Annotated in this window: 15 protein-coding genes; 9 read left to right on the top strand and 6 right to left on the bottom strand. The window is 61.2% G+C overall.

Annotation, left to right across the window (positions count from 1 at the left end; all coding sequences use genetic code 11):
• Positions 1 to 40: 40 nt before the first annotated feature.
• From AC1RUK_RS26675 to AC1RUK_RS26685, 3 genes are read left to right on the top strand one after another with little or no spacing between them, the layout of a single operon-like run.
• Positions 41 to 1,012, top strand: a complete 972-nt coding sequence (locus AC1RUK_RS26675; protein WP_481838248.1) for an MBL fold metallo-hydrolase — start codon at positions 41 to 43, stop codon at positions 1,010 to 1,012.
• A gap of 28 nt (positions 1,013 to 1,040) precedes the next feature.
• On the top strand, positions 1,041 to 1,520 hold the full coding sequence (locus AC1RUK_RS26680; protein ID WP_481838247.1) for a tetratricopeptide repeat protein: 480 nt from the start codon (positions 1,041 to 1,043) through the stop codon (positions 1,518 to 1,520).
• 52 nt (positions 1,521 to 1,572) lie between these two features.
• Complete coding sequence (locus AC1RUK_RS26685; RefSeq protein ID WP_481838246.1) at positions 1,573 to 2,028, top strand: DoxX family protein; 456 nt, start codon at positions 1,573 to 1,575, stop codon at positions 2,026 to 2,028.
• A 513-nt stretch (positions 2,029 to 2,541) separates the two neighbouring features.
• Here AC1RUK_RS26685 and AC1RUK_RS26690 read toward each other — a convergent pair.
• The 4 genes from AC1RUK_RS26690 to AC1RUK_RS26705 all read right to left on the bottom strand — a co-directional run bounded on the left by AC1RUK_RS26690 (position 2,542) and on the right by AC1RUK_RS26705 (position 8,633).
• On the bottom strand, positions 2,542 to 3,624 hold the full coding sequence (locus AC1RUK_RS26690) for a tyrosine-type recombinase/integrase (protein WP_481838245.1): 1,083 nt from the start codon (positions 3,622 to 3,624) through the stop codon (positions 2,542 to 2,544).
• 809 nt (positions 3,625 to 4,433) lie between these two features.
• Positions 4,434 to 5,759: a hypothetical protein gene (locus tag AC1RUK_RS26695; protein ID WP_481840136.1), complete on the bottom strand. Its 1,326-nt coding sequence runs from the start codon at positions 5,757 to 5,759 to the stop codon at positions 4,434 to 4,436.
• 338 nt (positions 5,760 to 6,097) lie between these two features.
• Positions 6,098 to 7,210, bottom strand: a complete 1,113-nt coding sequence (locus AC1RUK_RS26700) for a tyrosine-type recombinase/integrase (protein ID WP_481838243.1) — start codon at positions 7,208 to 7,210, stop codon at positions 6,098 to 6,100.
• Positions 7,211 to 7,733: 523 nt separating this feature from the next.
• A complete protein-coding gene (locus AC1RUK_RS26705) occupies positions 7,734 to 8,633 on the bottom strand; it encodes a LysR family transcriptional regulator (RefSeq protein ID WP_481838242.1) in 900 nt (299 codons plus the stop codon).
• A 159-nt stretch (positions 8,634 to 8,792) separates the two neighbouring features.
• On the opposite strand from AC1RUK_RS26705, the gene AC1RUK_RS26710 reads away from it, so the two are divergent.
• The 3 genes from AC1RUK_RS26710 to AC1RUK_RS26720 all read left to right on the top strand — a co-directional run bounded on the left by AC1RUK_RS26710 (position 8,793) and on the right by AC1RUK_RS26720 (position 11,157).
• Positions 8,793 to 9,767 carry an NmrA/HSCARG family protein gene (locus AC1RUK_RS26710; RefSeq protein ID WP_481838241.1) on the top strand — a complete coding sequence of 325 codons (975 nt, stop codon included), beginning with the start codon at positions 8,793 to 8,795 and terminating at the stop codon, positions 9,765 to 9,767.
• A gap of 309 nt (positions 9,768 to 10,076) precedes the next feature.
• Positions 10,077 to 10,463 carry a hypothetical protein gene (locus AC1RUK_RS26715; protein WP_481838240.1) on the top strand — a complete coding sequence of 129 codons (387 nt, stop codon included), beginning with the start codon at positions 10,077 to 10,079 and terminating at the stop codon, positions 10,461 to 10,463.
• 190 nt (positions 10,464 to 10,653) lie between these two features.
• Entirely contained in the window at positions 10,654 to 11,157 is a 504-nt protein-coding gene (locus tag AC1RUK_RS26720; protein WP_481838239.1) for a hypothetical protein, read from the top strand.
• Between the two features lie 223 nt (positions 11,158 to 11,380).
• Here AC1RUK_RS26720 and AC1RUK_RS26725 read toward each other — a convergent pair whose 3' ends face one another.
• A complete protein-coding gene (locus AC1RUK_RS26725; protein WP_481838238.1) occupies positions 11,381 to 12,625 on the bottom strand; it encodes a flavin-containing monooxygenase in 1,245 nt (414 codons plus the stop codon).
• Between the two features lie 316 nt (positions 12,626 to 12,941).
• On the opposite strand from AC1RUK_RS26725, the gene AC1RUK_RS26730 reads away from it, so the two are divergent.
• The 3 genes from AC1RUK_RS26730 (at position 12,942) to AC1RUK_RS26740 (ending at position 15,287) form a co-directional block, all read left to right on the top strand.
• Positions 12,942 to 13,772 carry a hypothetical protein gene (locus AC1RUK_RS26730; RefSeq protein ID WP_481838236.1) on the top strand — a complete coding sequence of 277 codons (831 nt, stop codon included), beginning with the start codon at positions 12,942 to 12,944 and terminating at the stop codon, positions 13,770 to 13,772.
• A gap of 65 nt (positions 13,773 to 13,837) precedes the next feature.
• Positions 13,838 to 14,404 (top strand): helix-turn-helix transcriptional regulator, encoded by a 567-nt coding sequence (locus tag AC1RUK_RS26735; RefSeq protein ID WP_436170264.1) that lies wholly within the window; start codon positions 13,838 to 13,840, stop codon positions 14,402 to 14,404.
• Positions 14,405 to 14,936: 532 nt separating this feature from the next.
• Positions 14,937 to 15,287, top strand: coding sequence for a hypothetical protein (locus AC1RUK_RS26740; protein ID WP_481838235.1), 351 nt, complete (start codon positions 14,937 to 14,939; stop codon positions 15,285 to 15,287).
• 11 nt (positions 15,288 to 15,298) lie between these two features.
• Here the strand turns inward: AC1RUK_RS26740 and AC1RUK_RS26745 are convergent, their stop codons facing one another.
• Positions 15,299 to 16,777, bottom strand: coding sequence for an ROK family protein (locus AC1RUK_RS26745; protein WP_481838234.1), 1,479 nt, complete (start codon positions 16,775 to 16,777; stop codon positions 15,299 to 15,301).
• Positions 16,778 to 16,913: the final 136 nt, after the last annotated feature.

Here is a 16,913-nt window from a genome sequence, read left to right on the forward strand (position 1 = left end):
TTCCGAGACTTTTAGCCACCACTCAACCGAGGAAATCACCATGTTCAGCATGACACGTCGTACATTGCTTGGATCCGCCGCCGCCGCCGCCGCTTTCGGCCTTGCCGGAAGGCTGGAATTCACCCGGCCGGCCTTCGCCGACACGCCGGTGGAGCCCTCCGTCGGCTTCTACAAATACAAAGTCGGCGATATCGAGATCACCGCCATCTATGACGGCATTTGGCGCAAGCCGCACGACCCGGCCTTCATCAAGGATGTCTCGGTCGAGGACACCAAGGCGGCCCTTGCCAAGGCGGGGCTGCCCACCGACTTTATGCCCATTCCGCTCACCGTCGTCGTGCTCAAGATGAACGGCAGACTGATCATGATGGATGCCGGATCGGGCGTCGGCCAGTGGCAGACCAATGCCACCCATCTGCCGGCCAACATGGCCGCCGCGGGCATCGACTACAAGACGATCGACACCATCATGATCTCGCATTTCCACCCCGACCATGTCTGGGGCCTGATGGAAAAGGGCAGCAATGCGCCGGTGTTCCCCAATGCCGAGCTGATCGTCAACGCCACCGAATACAATTGGTGGACCGATCCCGGCCGGCTGGCAAAGTTGCCCGAGGGGCGCAAGCCAGCGGGCAAGCGCATCGCCGAAAACTTCCCGAAATGGAAGAACTGGAAGCTGGTCGAGGACGGCGCGGAGGTCGCGCCCGGCATCCAGATCATCGCCGCACCCGGCCATACGCCCGGCCACTCGGTGTATCTCGCGAACTCCGGCAAGGAACAGATCATGATTTCAGCCGACACGATGTATGTGCCGGCGCTGCTGGCACCGCATCCGGAGTGGCAAGGCAGCTACGACCAAGACGGGCCGACGGCGATCACCACGCGTCACAAGCTGATCGACCGGGTGATTGCCGACAACATCCGGATTTCGGGCTCGCACTTCCCGTTCCCGGGCACCGGCACCTTCGTCAAGGACGGCAACGCCTATGGCTTCACCTCCGTTCAGATCTAAGCGCGAGAACAAGAAGGCGAGAAAGACAATGAACCACCCAGTTTTCGGCAAACATGCCCTATTCGGACTGCTCGGCGCCCTTGCGGTCTTGACCGTCGTGCCGGTCGCCGTCACCGTGCCGGCCTATGCCGTGGACAACATCGAAGGCGACGACGCTCCGGACCTCACCGCCGTCAAGGCCAAGATCGACGTCAAGGACTACACGGGCGCGCTCGCCGAGCTGCGCGACCTTGCGCAGGACACCCAGCAAGCCGACGTCTACAATCTGCTCGGCTTCACGCTGCGCAAGACCGGCGACTACAAGACGGCGCTGACTTACTACACCAAGGCGCTCGAATTGAAGCCGGACCACAAGGCCGCGCGCGAATATCTCGGCGAGCTCTATGTCGAGACCGGCGACATGGCCAAGGCCAGAGAGCAGCTGGCGTCGCTGACGCAGCTCTGCCCTGCCGGCTGCGAGGAACGCGCCGACCTGCAAAAGGCCATCGAGACCAAAGTGACCAAGTAAAACCAGGCAGGCGCTTCAGGGCGCCTGCCCACCTTCCTGCCTGGAGCCAATCGTGACAACCACACAAATCGCCTCGAAACTACACCTCACGGACTTGACGCTGCTGACGGGTCGCCTGCTGCTCTCTTTGCTCTTCGTGCATGAAGGCCTTGTGCTGGCGACCCATTTCGACGGTGCCGCGAAAGTCATGGCCGCGCTCGGCGTCAGCCCGCCGCTTCTGATGGTCACCATAGCGCTGCAACTGGGAGCTGGTCTTTCGGTCGGCCTGGGCTTGCTGACACGCCTGGGCGCATTCGCGCTCGGACTGTTCTGCCTGGCAACCGCCGCCCTATTCCACACCAACTTCGCCAGCCCGAACGAATTGCTGCATTTCGAAAAGGATCTCGCCATAGCCGGCGGCATGTTCGTCCTCGCCATAGGCGGCGCCGGCGCGATATCTCTCGACAGCGTGGTGACTGGCTTGGTGACGCGTCGGCAAGGCACAGAGAGACGGTTGCTGCGCTCATAGCGGCGGGTCGCCCTCTGTCGGCGCGCGATCTCAAGCTTCCATTCTAAAGCGGCCAATACGCCGGGTCTCATTTCAACCCGCCCGCCCGATCGGCACCCCACATCTACCTGGGGTGACCCCTGATCGCGCAAGCCGCTCGTGGCGTGGGTAGTGGGTCCCAGATTTCAAACTGACCCACCACCGTGGCGTGTCGTTCATCGACGTCCGCTTGTCGGCGCGGACAGGACCGCCCCCAACGGCCGATTTGCGGCGCAAAGCGGTCGTGCCGCTTGGAGCGCCAATAATTCAGTCATAAGTCAAAAAAGCCACCTATTACGAATTGGTGTTACCCCGGTGCTACCCTCAGCCGAGAAATTCAGAGTGAGCGGCAAGCCTTGCGCTAATCCCCACGATAAATCGAATAGTTAGGCTCACCGCACTGGCAGCGCTTCGTTCCAACTCCTGCCTTCAGTGGGCAGAGGTCATTTTAATCCTGAGCCTTGGGCTTGGCGCCACAAGTAGTGAAAGCCGCCGCTAGTGCCCGGTGGCGGCAGTAATCCGCTCGCCGATGCTGGCCATTAGCTCCTGCTGCCTGTAGCCGGGGACAGTTCCATAGCTGGTAAGCGTGGTGAGTACATCTTCGTGTCCCAAGTTCTGTGACCAGGCCTTGAGTTCTTCGGGCGTGGTGCACATGCGTTGCCCAAACCTCGCGAGCGTGTGGCGAAAACTGTGCGGCTTGAAATCCGGAAGCCCTGCCGACTTGCAAGCCCCCTTGAACAGCATGCGGATAGGATCGGCGTTTGCCCAGCACACTGTACCGATACGCGGCGGCATCACTGACCCGTCTCCGCTAAATGAAACAACGGTGCGGGGAAACAGAGGGGCGTCCGCCCCGAACCTGTGGATCGACTGCAATTCAGTCTTCCACTGCTCGAGGACCGCTACGAAGTCGTCCCCGACGGGAAAGAACCAAGTTGAGAATGTCTTACGGAACTTGGTCCGCATTTGACGGGCATCTTGAAAGAGCTCCCGCTTGGCCACATCAAGGTGCTTCAGGCGCGCCGACGCAACGGCGTCGTCTCGGGCGCCAGTCAAGATGATCAATGCCACGATCGCCCGATTTCGCCGCTCCACGGTCGACGTTTCCGGCATCGCCGAAATCATCTTTCTTATCTGCTCTATGGTCGGCACGTCCATTTGCCTGGGAGCGCGCGAGATCGCCTCGTCCTGTCGTGAGGGTTTGAAATAGAGCGCGTCCGTCTTTACCAAGCGATTGCGGAACCCCTTCTGGTCGGCAAGCCATTCGATGAAGTCCCGCATGGCATGAAGCGTTGACGTGACAGTTGCCTTGCTAAGTCGGCTACCGGTCCGCTTGCCATCCTGAATGGCGAGATGTTTCTTGAAACCGCTTGCCTGTTCCGTGCGAAATTCCTTGAAGCTGCGGCGACGAGTATATCTTTCGAACCGGTCTAATGCCTTGGCCACTTGATCAATGGAATGCTCCCCCAGCCCCTTCGCGTCGCGCAGCCAGGCAAAGTAGCGATGCTTTAGGCGTTCGTTGGGAGCGTTCAGTTTCAACTCATGGGCCTGGTTTCCAACTGACAATTCAGACTGCATCAAAGACTCTCCTTTATGGCTTCGGGCGCCGGTCTGACCGTCACCTCCAATTCGGCCGTAAAGTGTGCAAGCCGGGCTGCGTTGACCCGTTGAGTCATTATGCCTTCGCAGACTGGGCAGATCGCGGACAAAATCCCGACCTTGTCGGTCATTCGAGTGAAATCAGCGATTGAACCTGCTGGTTGTCGCGGCCTACGGCAACCGAGGCAATAGACCTCGCCGGGACCGCAGGTCTGAGCGACTGTACCTCGCCGAGCCATATGAAAGCGGTTGAGCGCGGTGCCATGAACCATCACAGGCCGTTTTGCGTCGAGCGCCTGGAGTCCGTTGGCTAGCCAGTGGCGGACGGTGTTGCGATGAACCCCATAGAGGTCTGCAACTTCGATGAGGGTGTAGCAATGTAGCGACTTGGCCAGGCGGGGATTCTGGCGACGTTTGGCCATAACGACCCCTATGCCACAACAGAGGTCGACCGACGCGCTTCACCGATCCGATCCTCCGCCCAGGAGTCGAGATCCGTAGGGGAATAGATCGGGGTGCGTCCCGCCTTGCGATAAATAGGTCCTCCCCCAGTGACAGCGAGCTTGGCCAGCCACTGCTTGGAACAAGGAAAGCCATACTTAGAAATTACATAGGCGGCGGCCTCGGCCCGCCGCAGAAACCGGGGAGGGGAATTCAGAGTTGCGGCACTGCTCTCGTCCATTGTCGATCATCTCCGCCAATGCCCGGGGAATTCCGGGCTTATGCCTGAGATGGACAACTCGGGGGCCTAGAAAAAGCAGCCTAGAAATTCGCCTGGTCGATAATTTCTAGGCTTGGTTGGCCTTGTGAAAGGCAATGCGAATTCCGTTCTCGATCGCCTTGCGTCCCGCACGTGGGGAGTTGCGGTGGGTTTCGATCAGCCATTCAGCCAGGACACTTGCCTGCTTCGAGAGCGTGGTTTCAGTATCGCCGCGAGCAGCCCGCTCTTCAAACTCCGCAACAATTAGGTGCATCGATGTCGGTCTACCCGGAGCACCGCTTTTCGAAGGTGGGCTTGATTCGAACGGCCAGAAATGGGCAACGTCCGCCTTGGCCACCATCAGTTCCTTCCATCGGACGTCGTGACGATTGGTGAACGAGTCACTGAAGCCTCGGCGCCAATGCTCTTCGTCAATGTATGGATATGACTGCAAGTAGTAGGTCTCGCTAAATCCGATATCCAAGGCGGCGTCTGAATACGGATAGTCAACCTGACATCCGGCGAACACCACGCCGTCTATCAATTCGCGCGCATTGTTGCGAACGCCACTAATCCGAACCTGGCCCGACGAAACGTGGTCGAGCAATTCGCTATATGCCAAACGCCAATGATCCGTCTCTTCGGGGTCAAAATCAGACGCTCCGCCTTTGGTAGCGATCCACTGCGCAGCGCAAAACAGGGGTATATACCCAGGCCCGTCTGGTCTTATCAGCGGCGGTAGAACCCCTCGCGGCTTGGGCAGAGGCCACATTTTTGTAATGGCCCGGGAGTCGACCATCACATTATCGTAGCGCCCAGCTGAACCCTGTCGCAGAGCGTTGGCACAGTAGTAATCGCTGTTCTTCTCACTGAAGCATTTCAGGTCGATCCATTCGACCATTGGTATCGCAACTCGGTTTTCGTGGGGAGCGGTGACACCGGTAGCGCTGAAGCAGCCGATCTGCAGCGCCGTGACAAGCGCAGCTTCGGCTTCTGCCGGCGACATTTGCCTGGTTTCGGGCTGTTCTCCCGTGGCCCGATCATAAGTGTCCGCGAGAACGAGATGCTGCATGGAAATCCTTGGTCGTGCTTCCAGGAAGTAACCTTCCTCGATCGGGCCGTCGAAGCCGAGCCGCGATCGTCTGAAATGCCAATCCCAGCAGTTTTCTCGATAAGAGTTCCAGGCGTCTCGCACAGCATCCGAAGTTCGCCACGCGATCCACGCGACCGCCATCGGCATGGTCCAGAACGCTTCGGTAAGCGGATCGTACATGAGCGTGCTGGGCGTTCGAGCGAGTGGGCCAACGCCCAGCCTGTTAGCCACAGCTTCGGCCCGGCCAGGTGCCCATTTGCCTCGTTGGGCCTTACCGACTATATCGCCCAGGACATAAAACGCATCGCGCGCCAGATTCATGAAATCATGATCTATCCAAGATCATTGCTGGGAACCAGCTTCCAGCAGATGGATACACAAATAACTCTTGGTCTTATCGATCAGCAAACTCCGCCAGCGCGCTTACGACAACCAAGGCGGCGTGAGGCACGGCCTACGCTGCCGTTGATAGTCTCGATGGCCCGGAAGGCGAGCAAATCCAGTCTAGATTGGCCTAGCGACCGGCGCGATCCTTGATAGGCACAATGTCGGCGTTCCGCGTCATGTGAAACGCGGCTTCTACCGATTTTGAAATCTCGTCAGCAGCCTTCCTGACAGGATCGTCTGCAAGGTGGGCGTATCGGCTCGTCGTCTTGACGTCAGCGTGACCAAGGATGGCGCCAATGATCGCCAACGCATCGCCCCGTGCCAGGCCTACGGAAGCTGTGACGCAGATCATGCAGACGAAGCGAAGGGAAGCCAGCAGCGGCACGCACTTTGCGCCAGACGCGCTCGGTGCCCTGGAAGTGTCCACTCCCGGAAGAAGCCGGAAACACGTAGTCGCTGCCGTCTATCGCCGTCACGTTTGCCAAGATTTCTTTCGCCGGTGCGCCGATTGGAATGACCTTTGCGCCGGTCTTGGAGTCGCCAAGCCGCAAATAGCCGCGCTCCAGGTCGACCTCCGACCATCGCAGCGCTGCGATTTCGCCTTTACGTGCACCAGTAAAGGCCAGGAGCCGAATGACCGCAGCGCCAGCCGGGTTTGCTCCCGTCGCCTCGGCGTTGGCGAGTGCTGCGCCGACCTTAGCCAGTTCGGCCGCTGAGAGGAACTTCTCGCCCTTCTGATCAGGATAGCGTTTGACGCCGCGCACCGGATTGTCAGCGCGAAGTTGACGCGAGACGGCAAACGAAAAGATTCCGCCGAGCAAACCAACAGTCCGCGCTGCGGTGCCTTTGCCGCCTTCAACGATCGCTCGCCCGCGAGCTTTCGTTTTGATGTCAGCCGCAGTCTTCCCCGCGGCCACATCTCTCATGAACCGCTCGATGTCTGGGCGTGCGATCTCTCCTATCCGCTTCTTACCGAGCAGCGGCTTGATGTGACGCTCGATGCGCCCTTTGTCGGTGAGCAACGTGCTCGGCTTTTTGGTATCGCAGCCCTCAATGAGGTAGAGGTCGCAGATCTCACTAAGCGTTCTTTCGGCCCGCGCCTTGGCTTTGTCGGCGGCAAAATCCTGCCCCAGTTCGGCCTGACGGATGATGCGCTTTGCTTGCTCACGCGCGGCATCGGCCTCGATCTTGCCAACCGAGCCGATCGTGACGCGTCGCAGCGGCGTGTTCCTGCCTCCGACCCTGTAAACCGCAACAAATGATTTTGAACCGCTGGAGCGGACCCGAACACCGAACCCTGTCAACTCACCATCCCAATGGACGAAGTCCTTTCCAGTCGTTCGAATGGCATCCACTGTGCGCTTGGTGATCCGACCCAGTGCCATCTTTGTCTCCAGCCGATTTCCGCCTGGGTAACACCGGGGTAACACACCACGGGGAAGCAGCAGAAACGTTCAGGAAAAGCTATCCACCTCCCTTATTGATTTTGCAAGGATTTTGAATAGCCTATCAATCGGAAGCACGCTCTAGGAATTGTGGACGCTTGCCCTCCGAAGGCAGAGGTCACAGGTTCGAATCCTGTCGGGTGCGCCAACTTCAACATAAATATCAGATAGTTAGTCGAGGATGATTTTGGCAAGTGTCTTCGTGCTTTTTGCGCGGAAGCACGACGGAAGCACAAGAGATCTGACCAATTTCGACGCACCATCTTGTGGAAAACTATGCCATGGTGGCAAGGTCCTCGTCCGGCGACGGCAGACTGATGCTTCAAGAAGAGATGCAAGAAAATGCCGTCATTGTTCTTCGATAAAAGCGGCTTTCAATCGCATAAAATCTTTCCGCTTGGTGGTGATTGTCGCTACGCTCTTCGCGCAAACTCCACCGTCAGCTGTTTCCCTGTTTGATGATCTAAGCGTTGATCAGTGAGATGATAGCCTCTCGGATCCAGCGTTGGCCGCTGTGTCCGTGACTACGCTCGTGCCACACCATTCCTACAGCAAACCCCTCCACGGGGAACGGACAGTCAATCACCTTGAGCTTGTCCGCACGGTCGCGCACCAGCCGTTCGGGGACCAAGGCCACGAAGTCCGACTGAGACACGATCTCGGGAACGAACAGGAATGAAGCCGTGGAAAGCACTACGTTGCGACTTTGTCCGAGGGCAGCCAGAGCGTTGTCCACCGGAGTGACAAAGCCGCCTCCGACAAGGGACACGATCACATGCTCCAGCTGACCAAATTCCTCGACGGTGATCCCGTCGCGTAGTCGCGGATGATTCCGGCGGCCGATGAGCACATAGCGCTCGTCGAACAGATGCCGGGTGCGAAGACTGGGCGGTGCGACTTGCGGAGTCATCAGTGCCAGGTCGATATCGCCGCGCGCCATCTGAGCTTCCAATTGCTGCATGTCCAGATTGCGCAGCGCTACACGCACCCCGGGCGCCCTCGTCCTGAGTGCGACGACCAGCGTCTTGACCACCGCCGCCTGCAAGTAGTCCGTACACGCGACAGCGACGGTCAGCTTGGCCTTTGCGGGATCGAAGTTCCTGTGCGTGGTGAGGGTGGCACGAACCTGGTCGAGGGCTTGGCGCAACGGGTCGAGCAGTTCAATTGCCTTGGCAGTCGGAGTCATCCCTCGCTGTGCGGGAATTAACAGTGGGTCATCGAACACATCCCTCAGACGACTCAACTGGGCACTGACCGCCGGTTGACTCAGGTGCAGGCGGGCAGCCGCTTTCGACACGTTCTGCTCCACCAGCAACGTTTCCAGTGTGACCAGCAGATTGAGATCGAGACGCTTGCTATCCATGAGGTGGATAGTAGCCGAACATTTTCGCGATTTCAATTGTAGCTCGGAGCGGCCGAGACTTCGTGGTCTAGGTCAGACCTCGTCGCGCTGACTGCTTTAGCGGGCTCTGATGGGGAACGATCGGAAACAGTCTACGCCCTCAAGACTAGGAGAAATAGCATGACCCAAGCCGATAAGCCTTTGATCACTATTGTCGGTGCCTCGAGTAAGCAAGGCCGCAGTGTCGCCGATGCCCTGCTCGATAGTGGGCGCTACCGGGTACGCGCCCTGACTCGGCGCCTCGATAGCCAGCCCGCGCAAGCCTTGGCGCGAAAGGGTGCCGAAGTCGTGGTGGCCCCCCTTGAAATCGGCAGGCAGGCCGAGCTAACCGAGGCCCTGAAAGGCTCGGCCGGTGCGTACTTGATGACGCCGAACATTGTCACGGTGGAGCCAGAGGAACCCGAGTTTGCCCTCGGCAAGGAGTTGGCCGATGCGGCGGTGGCCGCTGGCGTCGAACATGTGGTTTTCAGCTCGCTCGAAAACGTCAGAGCGCGCACTGGCGGCACCAAGTGGGCGCCGCACTTCACGGACAAGGCGAGGGTAGAGGACTACATTCGCAGCCTGCCCATCCGTAGCTCGTTCGTGTACCTGGCGTTTTTCTACACCAACTTCCTGGAATACTACGTGCCGCAACGCGGGAAGGACGGCACAACGTTCGCCATATACTTGCCGCCGGACGTCCCCATGCCCTTCTGTGATCCGCTCACCGCGGCCGGGCCGGCGGTGCGCGAGATGTTCGATCACCCGGCGCAATACGCTGGCAAAGCCCTGCCGGTTATCGGCGAGCTTATCTCGCCGCAGGAAATGGTGAACACGTTTGTGCGCGTCACCGGGCAGCGGGCGCGATACGCCTCCGCGTACTCGCGCGAAGACCTGTTGCGCCACTTTCCGATGTTTGCTGTCAACGAGCCTTTCGTGCGCGAGTTGGTGGGCATGAACGAATACGCCGTCGAATATGGCTATTTCGCTCCCGAGCGCGACCTGACGTGGAGTCGGAAAATCGATCCGCATGCATTGACTTGGGAGCAGTTCCTAAAGCGCAGCAAATGGCAAGGCGACCTGCTGTCCTATGGTGCCATCTCTGAGGCCGCCTGAGAGCGGCGACACCTGCACCGTTGACGTTGAGAAGATAGTCCGCGGGTGGACTAGGCTAGGCGCTTCGTCGAGCCGCTGCCCTTCGTGCTGACGTGCGCCATTGTGCGCTGAAGCCGATTACCGCTCTCCAGGACCTCTTCGCATCGCCATAAGGCGGGATGCCCCGAACGGCATATGACCTAGGTGCCGCCTTGGCGGACGGCGCCTGGGTTACAAGCCTTTTGGGGCGCCTTCCCGGCAACCGGTCCCGGCCTCCTGTGGAGTGTCTTCCATCTCCGCAACCCACAAAAGCAAGAGGGGAGCATCATCGTGCGAACCGAGCTGATCGACGTGGCCGAGTCGCGTGAACACCTCTGGAACGGTGTCGTATGTACCCGCGAGGGGCGGCTGTTCGCCAGCATGCCGGCATGGCTTGGACCTTCGACGCCGGGCGTCGTGGAAGTGTTTCCTGACGGCAGTTTCAGACCGTTCCCGGGCAACGAATGTAATGCTTGGCGCGAGGGAAAAGATCCGACCCGCTCCTTCATCGACATCAACAGCATCATCCCCGACGGCAAGGGCAGCCTGTGGGTGCTCGATGCGGCGGCGCCTTACCTCGGCGCGGCGATGGAAGGCGCGGTCAAGATCGTGGAACTCGACATTGCCACGGGGCAAACCCGACGCGTGGGGGGAGCGAAACCGTGCTGTTCCGGCTGATCCATCCCAAAGCGGACATAGTTGCTGAAGGCGCCGGTGGGCGCTTTGCGCCAAGACTTGTCGTGAGGGTGGGGTTGCAAAACGCCGCCTCCGGGCTGACAACTCCGCGCTAAGGGCCGCTTCCTCAGAGACAGGTTCCGACCAGACTGCTGCATAGGCGAGGTAGCCCGAGAATTTCGGAGACCAAGACATGGCGAGCGAGGAGCAGCGGAACAAATCAGTGGCGGCAAAGGCGGTGTGGCCGCTCCTTTTTCTCACGGCTGCGCTTCAGGCGTATGTGGGACTGTCGTCGGTTGCCTATGTGTTCATGGGGGTGTCGAACCCGGCCTCCGGGCTCGGTGGATGGGCAGTGGCCACGACAGGCGGGCTCCAGGCGGTTGCGGCGATAGCGGCCTTCGTGCTGGCCGCTCGGCGTGATCTTCGCGGCACTACCCTTGCGATTGCCGCCAGCATCATGCTGGGCTGGCTTTCGATGCTTCCGTCGGTCGCTGTACAAGGACTCGACTTTCGCGGCGACGACCGAATTACCCCGATCTTCTTCGTGCTATCCCCCATCATCGCGATCGTTGCGGCAACGCTGGCGTGGCGCAAGGTGTATCCAGTCGCGGCCGCCCTCATCGTGAGTGCGATGACCTTCGTCGGCATTTTAGTCGTCATCGCCTTCGCGATCGTCATCGCAATATACGGCTTCTAAGTCCGGGGCCTAGGTTCACGGCTTAAAGTCGGTCGCAAAGCTCCGCTTGGGCCCGTGTGGTCGACACTGCGCCGACGCTGAACGCATTGATGCGCGCCGCAGTCTCGGCGCGGTCCAGGATGAATAACCAACCGACGGGCGGGCATCGTCACGCCGCCAGCGCGCAAGTGGCGCGCCAAACCGGATGATATTCGCTGAGAGTCGGCATCCCTGAATCGGGACGTCAGAGGCAGGTGTCTAAACGACGCTGGATATCTTCGACCACCAGGGCTGCTTCCTCCGCAATTGCCAATATTGTGCCCGACCGTCGCGAGATCGCGAAAGGCAGGCCGGCAAAATACACGCCAGGAACGCCCGCGAACCCGTTCTCATGCAATGGTTGGCCTTGTGCATCGAGCACGTTGGGAACGCGCACCCACCCGAAATCCCCTCTGAACCCGGTGCACCAGGTCACCGTTGTGATCCCGCGCGCGGCGAGATCAATTGATCGGATTGGTGGATTCGGCAGAAGCGCGGCAATCACCTCCGCCGGGTCCGGCTCAGCCCTCGGGGCATCGATCCCGTTGCGCGCGATGTACTCGTCGATCTGGCTTCGAATTTTAGCGGAGCCCTCGTCTGCATGGCGAACATGCGCTTCTGCATCGTCGCTGAACGAGAGGCGGCCGTCGTCGACGCCCGTGAGCCGACCCAGCAAGACAACGCCTTGCGCACTGAGCGACTGCAGGCTGATCGTATGGAGCGCTCCTGTCAGCGGCCTTCCAGGGATGGACCCCTGTTGAAGGATTTCCCTGCGCGTCACATCTATCAGTCCGCTAAGAACCATCCAGACACTGATGTGACTACCGCGGTACATTCGGGGCAGCCGGCCAACTCGGCTCGTTGCAAGAAACACAGTTCGCCCCGCCTGGACCAAGTCCTCGGCGATTTGGCCGCCCGACTGGGCGCTACCGACCACCAACACGGCTCCACTGTCGAGACCAGATGCGTTGCGGTAGGCTGATGCATCAATCTGTTGGACTTTGGGCGGCAACAAAGCAGAGAAAGGCGGGCGCGCCGGGCAATTCTGGTTACTGCTGGCGATCACCACATTCCTCGCCCACAGGGGGCCGCGCGGAAGGGCCAGCCGGTACAGGCCACCGCTCGCAACAAGGTCGATCACCGGCGTACCGGTTTCCACCGGGAGGCCATGCCGGCGGGCATAGTCCTCCAACAGCGCGACAAACTCGCCGCTTGTCATCGCGCCGTCGGGATCGGGGCCGACATAGGTATCCCCGGGCATGACCGTTTGGCTGTTGGGTGTGTTTACCCGAAAGGAGTCCCAGCGCTGGGTCCGCCAAGTCTCACCGATGCGACCTCGCTCCAACACTCTATGACGCAAGCCGCGCTGCGTCAGCGCATGACTGACGCCTAGCCCCGCCCAACCGGCGCCAATGACGACGGCATCAAGGATGTCCGTTCCGCTCGTCATTACGCTCCCCTCGGATTGTCACCCTATTGTACTTCGTGAAATCGGTAAATGGTCCGCTTTCTAGTACGGCGTTGCTCTCACGCATGACAAAATCGAAGACGACAGCACTTGGCGAGGCGATGACCAAGATGTCGCGTCCGCGCCTCTATGGACGTCTGTCAACCGAACGTCCACCATTGGCGGCGGATTCATCTGATCGCTGCAACACACTCGGCGAGGCCGAGGCGGGCCATATCACATCCGTTGGACACGGGCAGCCGGTCCTGGCCCGCATCTGCATCTATGATGTCCGCCGGATTGTTCCAGGCGACTGACGGTGGCTTTGTCTCCCGACGGCGGCGCTCGAACCCGATGGGTATGCGCCACCGCCCTTAAGGAGAACATCATGACGAAACAAATCCCCGCGACCAACACCGCGCTACTGCTTGCCGTCTTCACCATATTGGCTGTCTCTGCTCCCCTCGTTCTCGTCGGATCGGCGAGCGCGGCGCCGCTGAAGCAGGCCAAGATCATCATCGAGCATAACGCCACGGACAACGACACGGGCTTTCAGGCGTTCGTCGACGCCGACGGGTGGGAGCGCCTCGAAATCATCGGGCCGAACGGCGTCGTCGCCGAGTTTCAGGGCAAGGGGACGGTCAACGATCTGGGCCTCACCGAGCTGTTCTTTGAAACCACCGAACCCGAGAACGCCAAGTTGCCGCTGGCGCAGGTTCTCGAAATGCTGCCGGCCGGCAAATATGAGTTCCGCGCTCTCTACTCCGCCCTCGGAGGCAGCGAAGGATCTGTCAGCGGGATCGCGACACTGACCCACAAGATACCGGCGGGGGTTACGCTCGTATCGCCGAAGGAGGGAGAGACTGTGCCACCGGGCGAGCTGGCCGTCAGTTGGACGCCGTCAGAACGGGCGCTCGATGGCTCGACCGTCAACATTATCGCGTACCAGCTGATCATCGAAAAGGACGAGGACCCGCATCCCAAAATGATCGGCAAGCGCGGGTTGAGCATGTACCTGCCGGCGTCGGTGACGGCGATGACCATCCCGGCGGAGTTCTTCGAGCCAGGCACGGGCTACCTCTGGGAGGTTCTCGCGATCGAGAAGGGCGGCAACCAGACCCTGCAGTCCGGTACATTCTCGACCAGATGAGCTAAACTGAGCGGGCCGTGCACCAGCGCGGCCCTGCCTCGTCTCTTGCGGTGGAGCGAACGGCCATGAAGAGAATCCTGGTTCTGGCGGCGACTGCCTGCGGGCTGTTCGCGATTCTGATCGTTGTCGAGAATCTGCAGGGTGGCGAGCCGTTCACGCTGTCCGGCTTCGCGCTCGACCTGTTCGAGAAGGCGCTGCTGGCCCTCGCCGTTGCGGCGACTGCCTATGTCGCACTCGAAACCAAAGGCCTCAGGCGCGAACGGTTTGACCTGCTGAACGACCTCTCCCGCGTGCATAGCGAAAGCGACAGATGGCGCTCGGCAGCACGCGTGCACATCGATGGGCTCGGCCGGGCCATCAACGATCAATTCAAGGCCTGGCGGCTAAGCGAAAGCGAGGCCGACATTGCACTGCTCATGTTGAAGGGCCTGACGCACAAGGAGATTGCGCATTTGCGCGGCTCGGAGGAGGCGACCGTCCGCCAGCAGGCGGCTGCAGTGTACCGCAAGGCCGGTCTCGCCAATCGGGCGGAGCTAGGGGCGTTCTTCCTCGAGGATCTACTGTCGCCTGAGCCGGAGCGCGGCGCTGGCCAGCCGCCCAATCTGGAGGTGGTCAAGACCGACCGCGGTTAGAGCAATCAGGCTCCTGCCAGCCCGCAATCCCTCCTCCAAGCCCGCCCCCTAGGTTTTCGCCTCCGCCGCGCTATCTCCCCCTTTGCTAGCCTTGCCACTGGCATCGCCGCCGTCGCAGGCGCCGCGTCTGGAGACGGCACTGCCGCCGCTATTGGCGTCATGGCTACTATCGCAGGCGGTGCTATCGCCGGCGTGTCTGGGTGTTCTACCGGTTCTAGACTGTTTGCTTTCACGCAATTCCGGACGGAAAACCGCTACGCACTTTTCCTGGAATTGCTCTTTGTTTCTACGCAATTCCGGACGGAAAACCGCTACGCACTTTTCCTGGAATTGCTCCAGAGCCATGCCCCATCCCGATTAAAATCGGGATGGGGCTCTGTCCTTTTGCTAGAGCATGATCTTTCCTGGATCATGCTCCAGCAACCGGCTGTGCTGAAATCTCCGGGCCAAGGCCCGGAGGGTCGTTGCCCTTGGGAACCTTGAGCCGCGGCTCGCCGTTGACCCCCGAAGCCCTTCAGCAAAGGAGAGAACAATGGCCGACGACCCGAACGTAAACACGGCGCCGAGGATGACGCAGCGCGAAGCTCAGGAAGCCCTGGAAAAGCAGGTCGCGCAGCTGAAGCGCGAGATCAACAAGATCAACCGGGCGCTGGCCGAGCGGGCCGAAGAGGCGGTCGAGGAGGCCAATGGCTGGTATGACAGCGCCACCGAGCGCGCCTCCCGCACCGCGCAGGCGCTGCGCAGCAGGGCACAGTCGGTGTCGGGTGTCGTTCACGACAATCCGGGCACGGTGTCGTCCGCCTTCATCCTGGGCGGCGCCGCCGGCCTCTTGCTGGGCCTAGCGCTTAGCGCCAGCGAGCCGCGCAGGGAGCGCTGGTTCTAGACTAACGATGCCTATGGCGCCAACGTCGTCCGCAGCCATGCGGTGATGGCGTCGAAGGCGATCGGCTGCGTCGTGTCGACGTCGAAGAGCGGGCCGCGGCGCAACGGCTCGGCGCGTTTGGCGAGTTCGATCAGCTCGGGGATGTAGGCGGCGCCCGGATGGCCGGGAAGGCGTTGGTCGAGCCGGGCACGGTAGCGCTCGGCCAGGATGTCGCCGGGCGCATGGCACCAGATTTCGGCGGTCTCAACGACGCCGGCGCGCTTCAAATGATCCTCGAGCACCTGGCGCGGCTGGAAGCCGAACCAGGCATCGACGACGAAAATCGATCCCGCCGGGGCCTCGCCGACGAGCGACCAGATGGCCGTATAGCTGGCACGGCCGAGCGTGCGGTTGAATTCGCGGTCGCCGCCGCCCAGCACTTCGAGGAACGGGTTCTTGATCGTATCGAGCGCCAGCAACGGCCAGCCCATGCGCTCGGCAATGCCGCGCGAGACCGTGCTTTTGCCCGAAGCGGGAATGCCGTTGACCAGCACGGCGCGCTGGCCGAGCACGGCAGACCGGCCATGGCTCGGCAGGGAGAGCGGCTGAGATAGGGGCGAGGCGTGGGAAGCTGTCGTCTCGGCCGCCAGCGCCTGCAGGCCGGCGCCGATCACACCGGCGTCGTCGCCGAGCAGGGCCGGCCGCACGGGGGCCTGGTACCAGGCAGCCAGCGCCGGCGCGTTGGCGAGCGCCCGGTGCGCCGCCCCGCCCAGTCCGCCGCCGAGCAGCACGAGGTCTGGATTGAACATGGCGACCGCCGTGTCGATCGCGGCGCGCAGCGGCCGCGCCCAGGCATCCAGTATGCCGCGCGCCAGCGCGTCGCCGTCGGCGTCGCGGGCAAAGAGCTGGTCGACCGTGACCTCGGGACCGAGACCGGCGTGGGCGATATGGCGGCCAAGGGCGGTGCCGGAGCTGGTGGTTTCGACGCAGCCGCGCCGGCCGCATTTGCAGGCTTCGCCGTCGAGGTCGACGCCGATATGGCCGAGCTGCCCGGCCGTCGCCTTGCCGCGCACGATGCGCCGACCTTCGGCGACCGCGCCGCCGATGCCGGTGCCGATGGTGAACATGACGATGTTGTCGTGGCCGACGGCCGCACCCCGGGCCATTTCAGCTGACAGAGCCATGTTGCAGTCATTGTCGATGATGACGGGCTTGCCGGTCATGCTTTCCAGCCGCTGCGCCAGCGCCACCGAGGCGAGGTCGACATAGCCGCCGGACAGCACAGTACCGCGCCGCGCATCGACGCGGCCGGGAACGCCGATGCCGATCGCCGCTACTTCGGGGGTATCGAGCTGGTGCACCATGTCGGCTATGCGGCCGAGCACCAGCTCCGGGTCGGGCGCGCTTTTCTCGGAGACGCGCTTGAGGATTTCGCCAGTGCCGGAGATGCGGGCGGCACGCAGATTGGTGCCGCCGATATCGATCCCTATGGCCATCGATTTTTGTCGCATGACGTCTCGTGCTTGTCCGACTCTGCTCCATGGTGTTGAGATTCAGGTCAGGCCGAGTCGAAAATGGTGGCTTCCGAGAACCGGAGCGGAGCGTACTTATAGTACGTGAGCACCGGAAGCGCGGGAAACCACCATT

It is taken from the genome of Mesorhizobium monacense (assembly GCF_056781675.1).

Bases quoted from the DNA above. Each gene is read 5' to 3' on its own strand.
- AC1RUK_RS26675 (WP_481838248.1), top strand. From the start codon at position 41: ATGTTCAGCATGACACGTCGTACATTGCTTGGATCCGCCGCCGCCGCC.
- AC1RUK_RS26680 (WP_481838247.1), top strand. From the start codon at position 1,041: ATGAACCACCCAGTTTTCGGCAAACATGCCCTATTCGGACTGCTCGGC.
- AC1RUK_RS26690 (WP_481838245.1), bottom strand. From the start codon at position 3,624: ATGCAGTCTGAATTGTCAGTTGGAAACCAGGCCCATGAGTTGAAACTG.
- AC1RUK_RS26695 (WP_481840136.1), bottom strand. From the start codon at position 5,759: ATGAATCTGGCGCGCGATGCGTTTTATGTCCTGGGCGATATAGTCGGT.
- AC1RUK_RS26700 (WP_481838243.1), bottom strand. From the start codon at position 7,210: ATGGCACTGGGTCGGATCACCAAGCGCACAGTGGATGCCATTCGAACG.
- AC1RUK_RS26705 (WP_481838242.1), bottom strand. From the start codon at position 8,633: ATGGATAGCAAGCGTCTCGATCTCAATCTGCTGGTCACACTGGAAACG.
- AC1RUK_RS26710 (WP_481838241.1), top strand. From the start codon at position 8,793: ATGACCCAAGCCGATAAGCCTTTGATCACTATTGTCGGTGCCTCGAGT.
- AC1RUK_RS26720 (WP_481838239.1), top strand. From the start codon at position 10,654: ATGGCGAGCGAGGAGCAGCGGAACAAATCAGTGGCGGCAAAGGCGGTG.
- AC1RUK_RS26725 (WP_481838238.1), bottom strand. From the start codon at position 12,625: ATGACGAGCGGAACGGACATCCTTGATGCCGTCGTCATTGGCGCCGGT.
- AC1RUK_RS26735 (WP_436170264.1), top strand. From the start codon at position 13,838: ATGAAGAGAATCCTGGTTCTGGCGGCGACTGCCTGCGGGCTGTTCGCG.
- AC1RUK_RS26740 (WP_481838235.1), top strand. From the start codon at position 14,937: ATGGCCGACGACCCGAACGTAAACACGGCGCCGAGGATGACGCAGCGC.
- AC1RUK_RS26745 (WP_481838234.1), bottom strand. From the start codon at position 16,777: ATGCGACAAAAATCGATGGCCATAGGGATCGATATCGGCGGCACCAAT.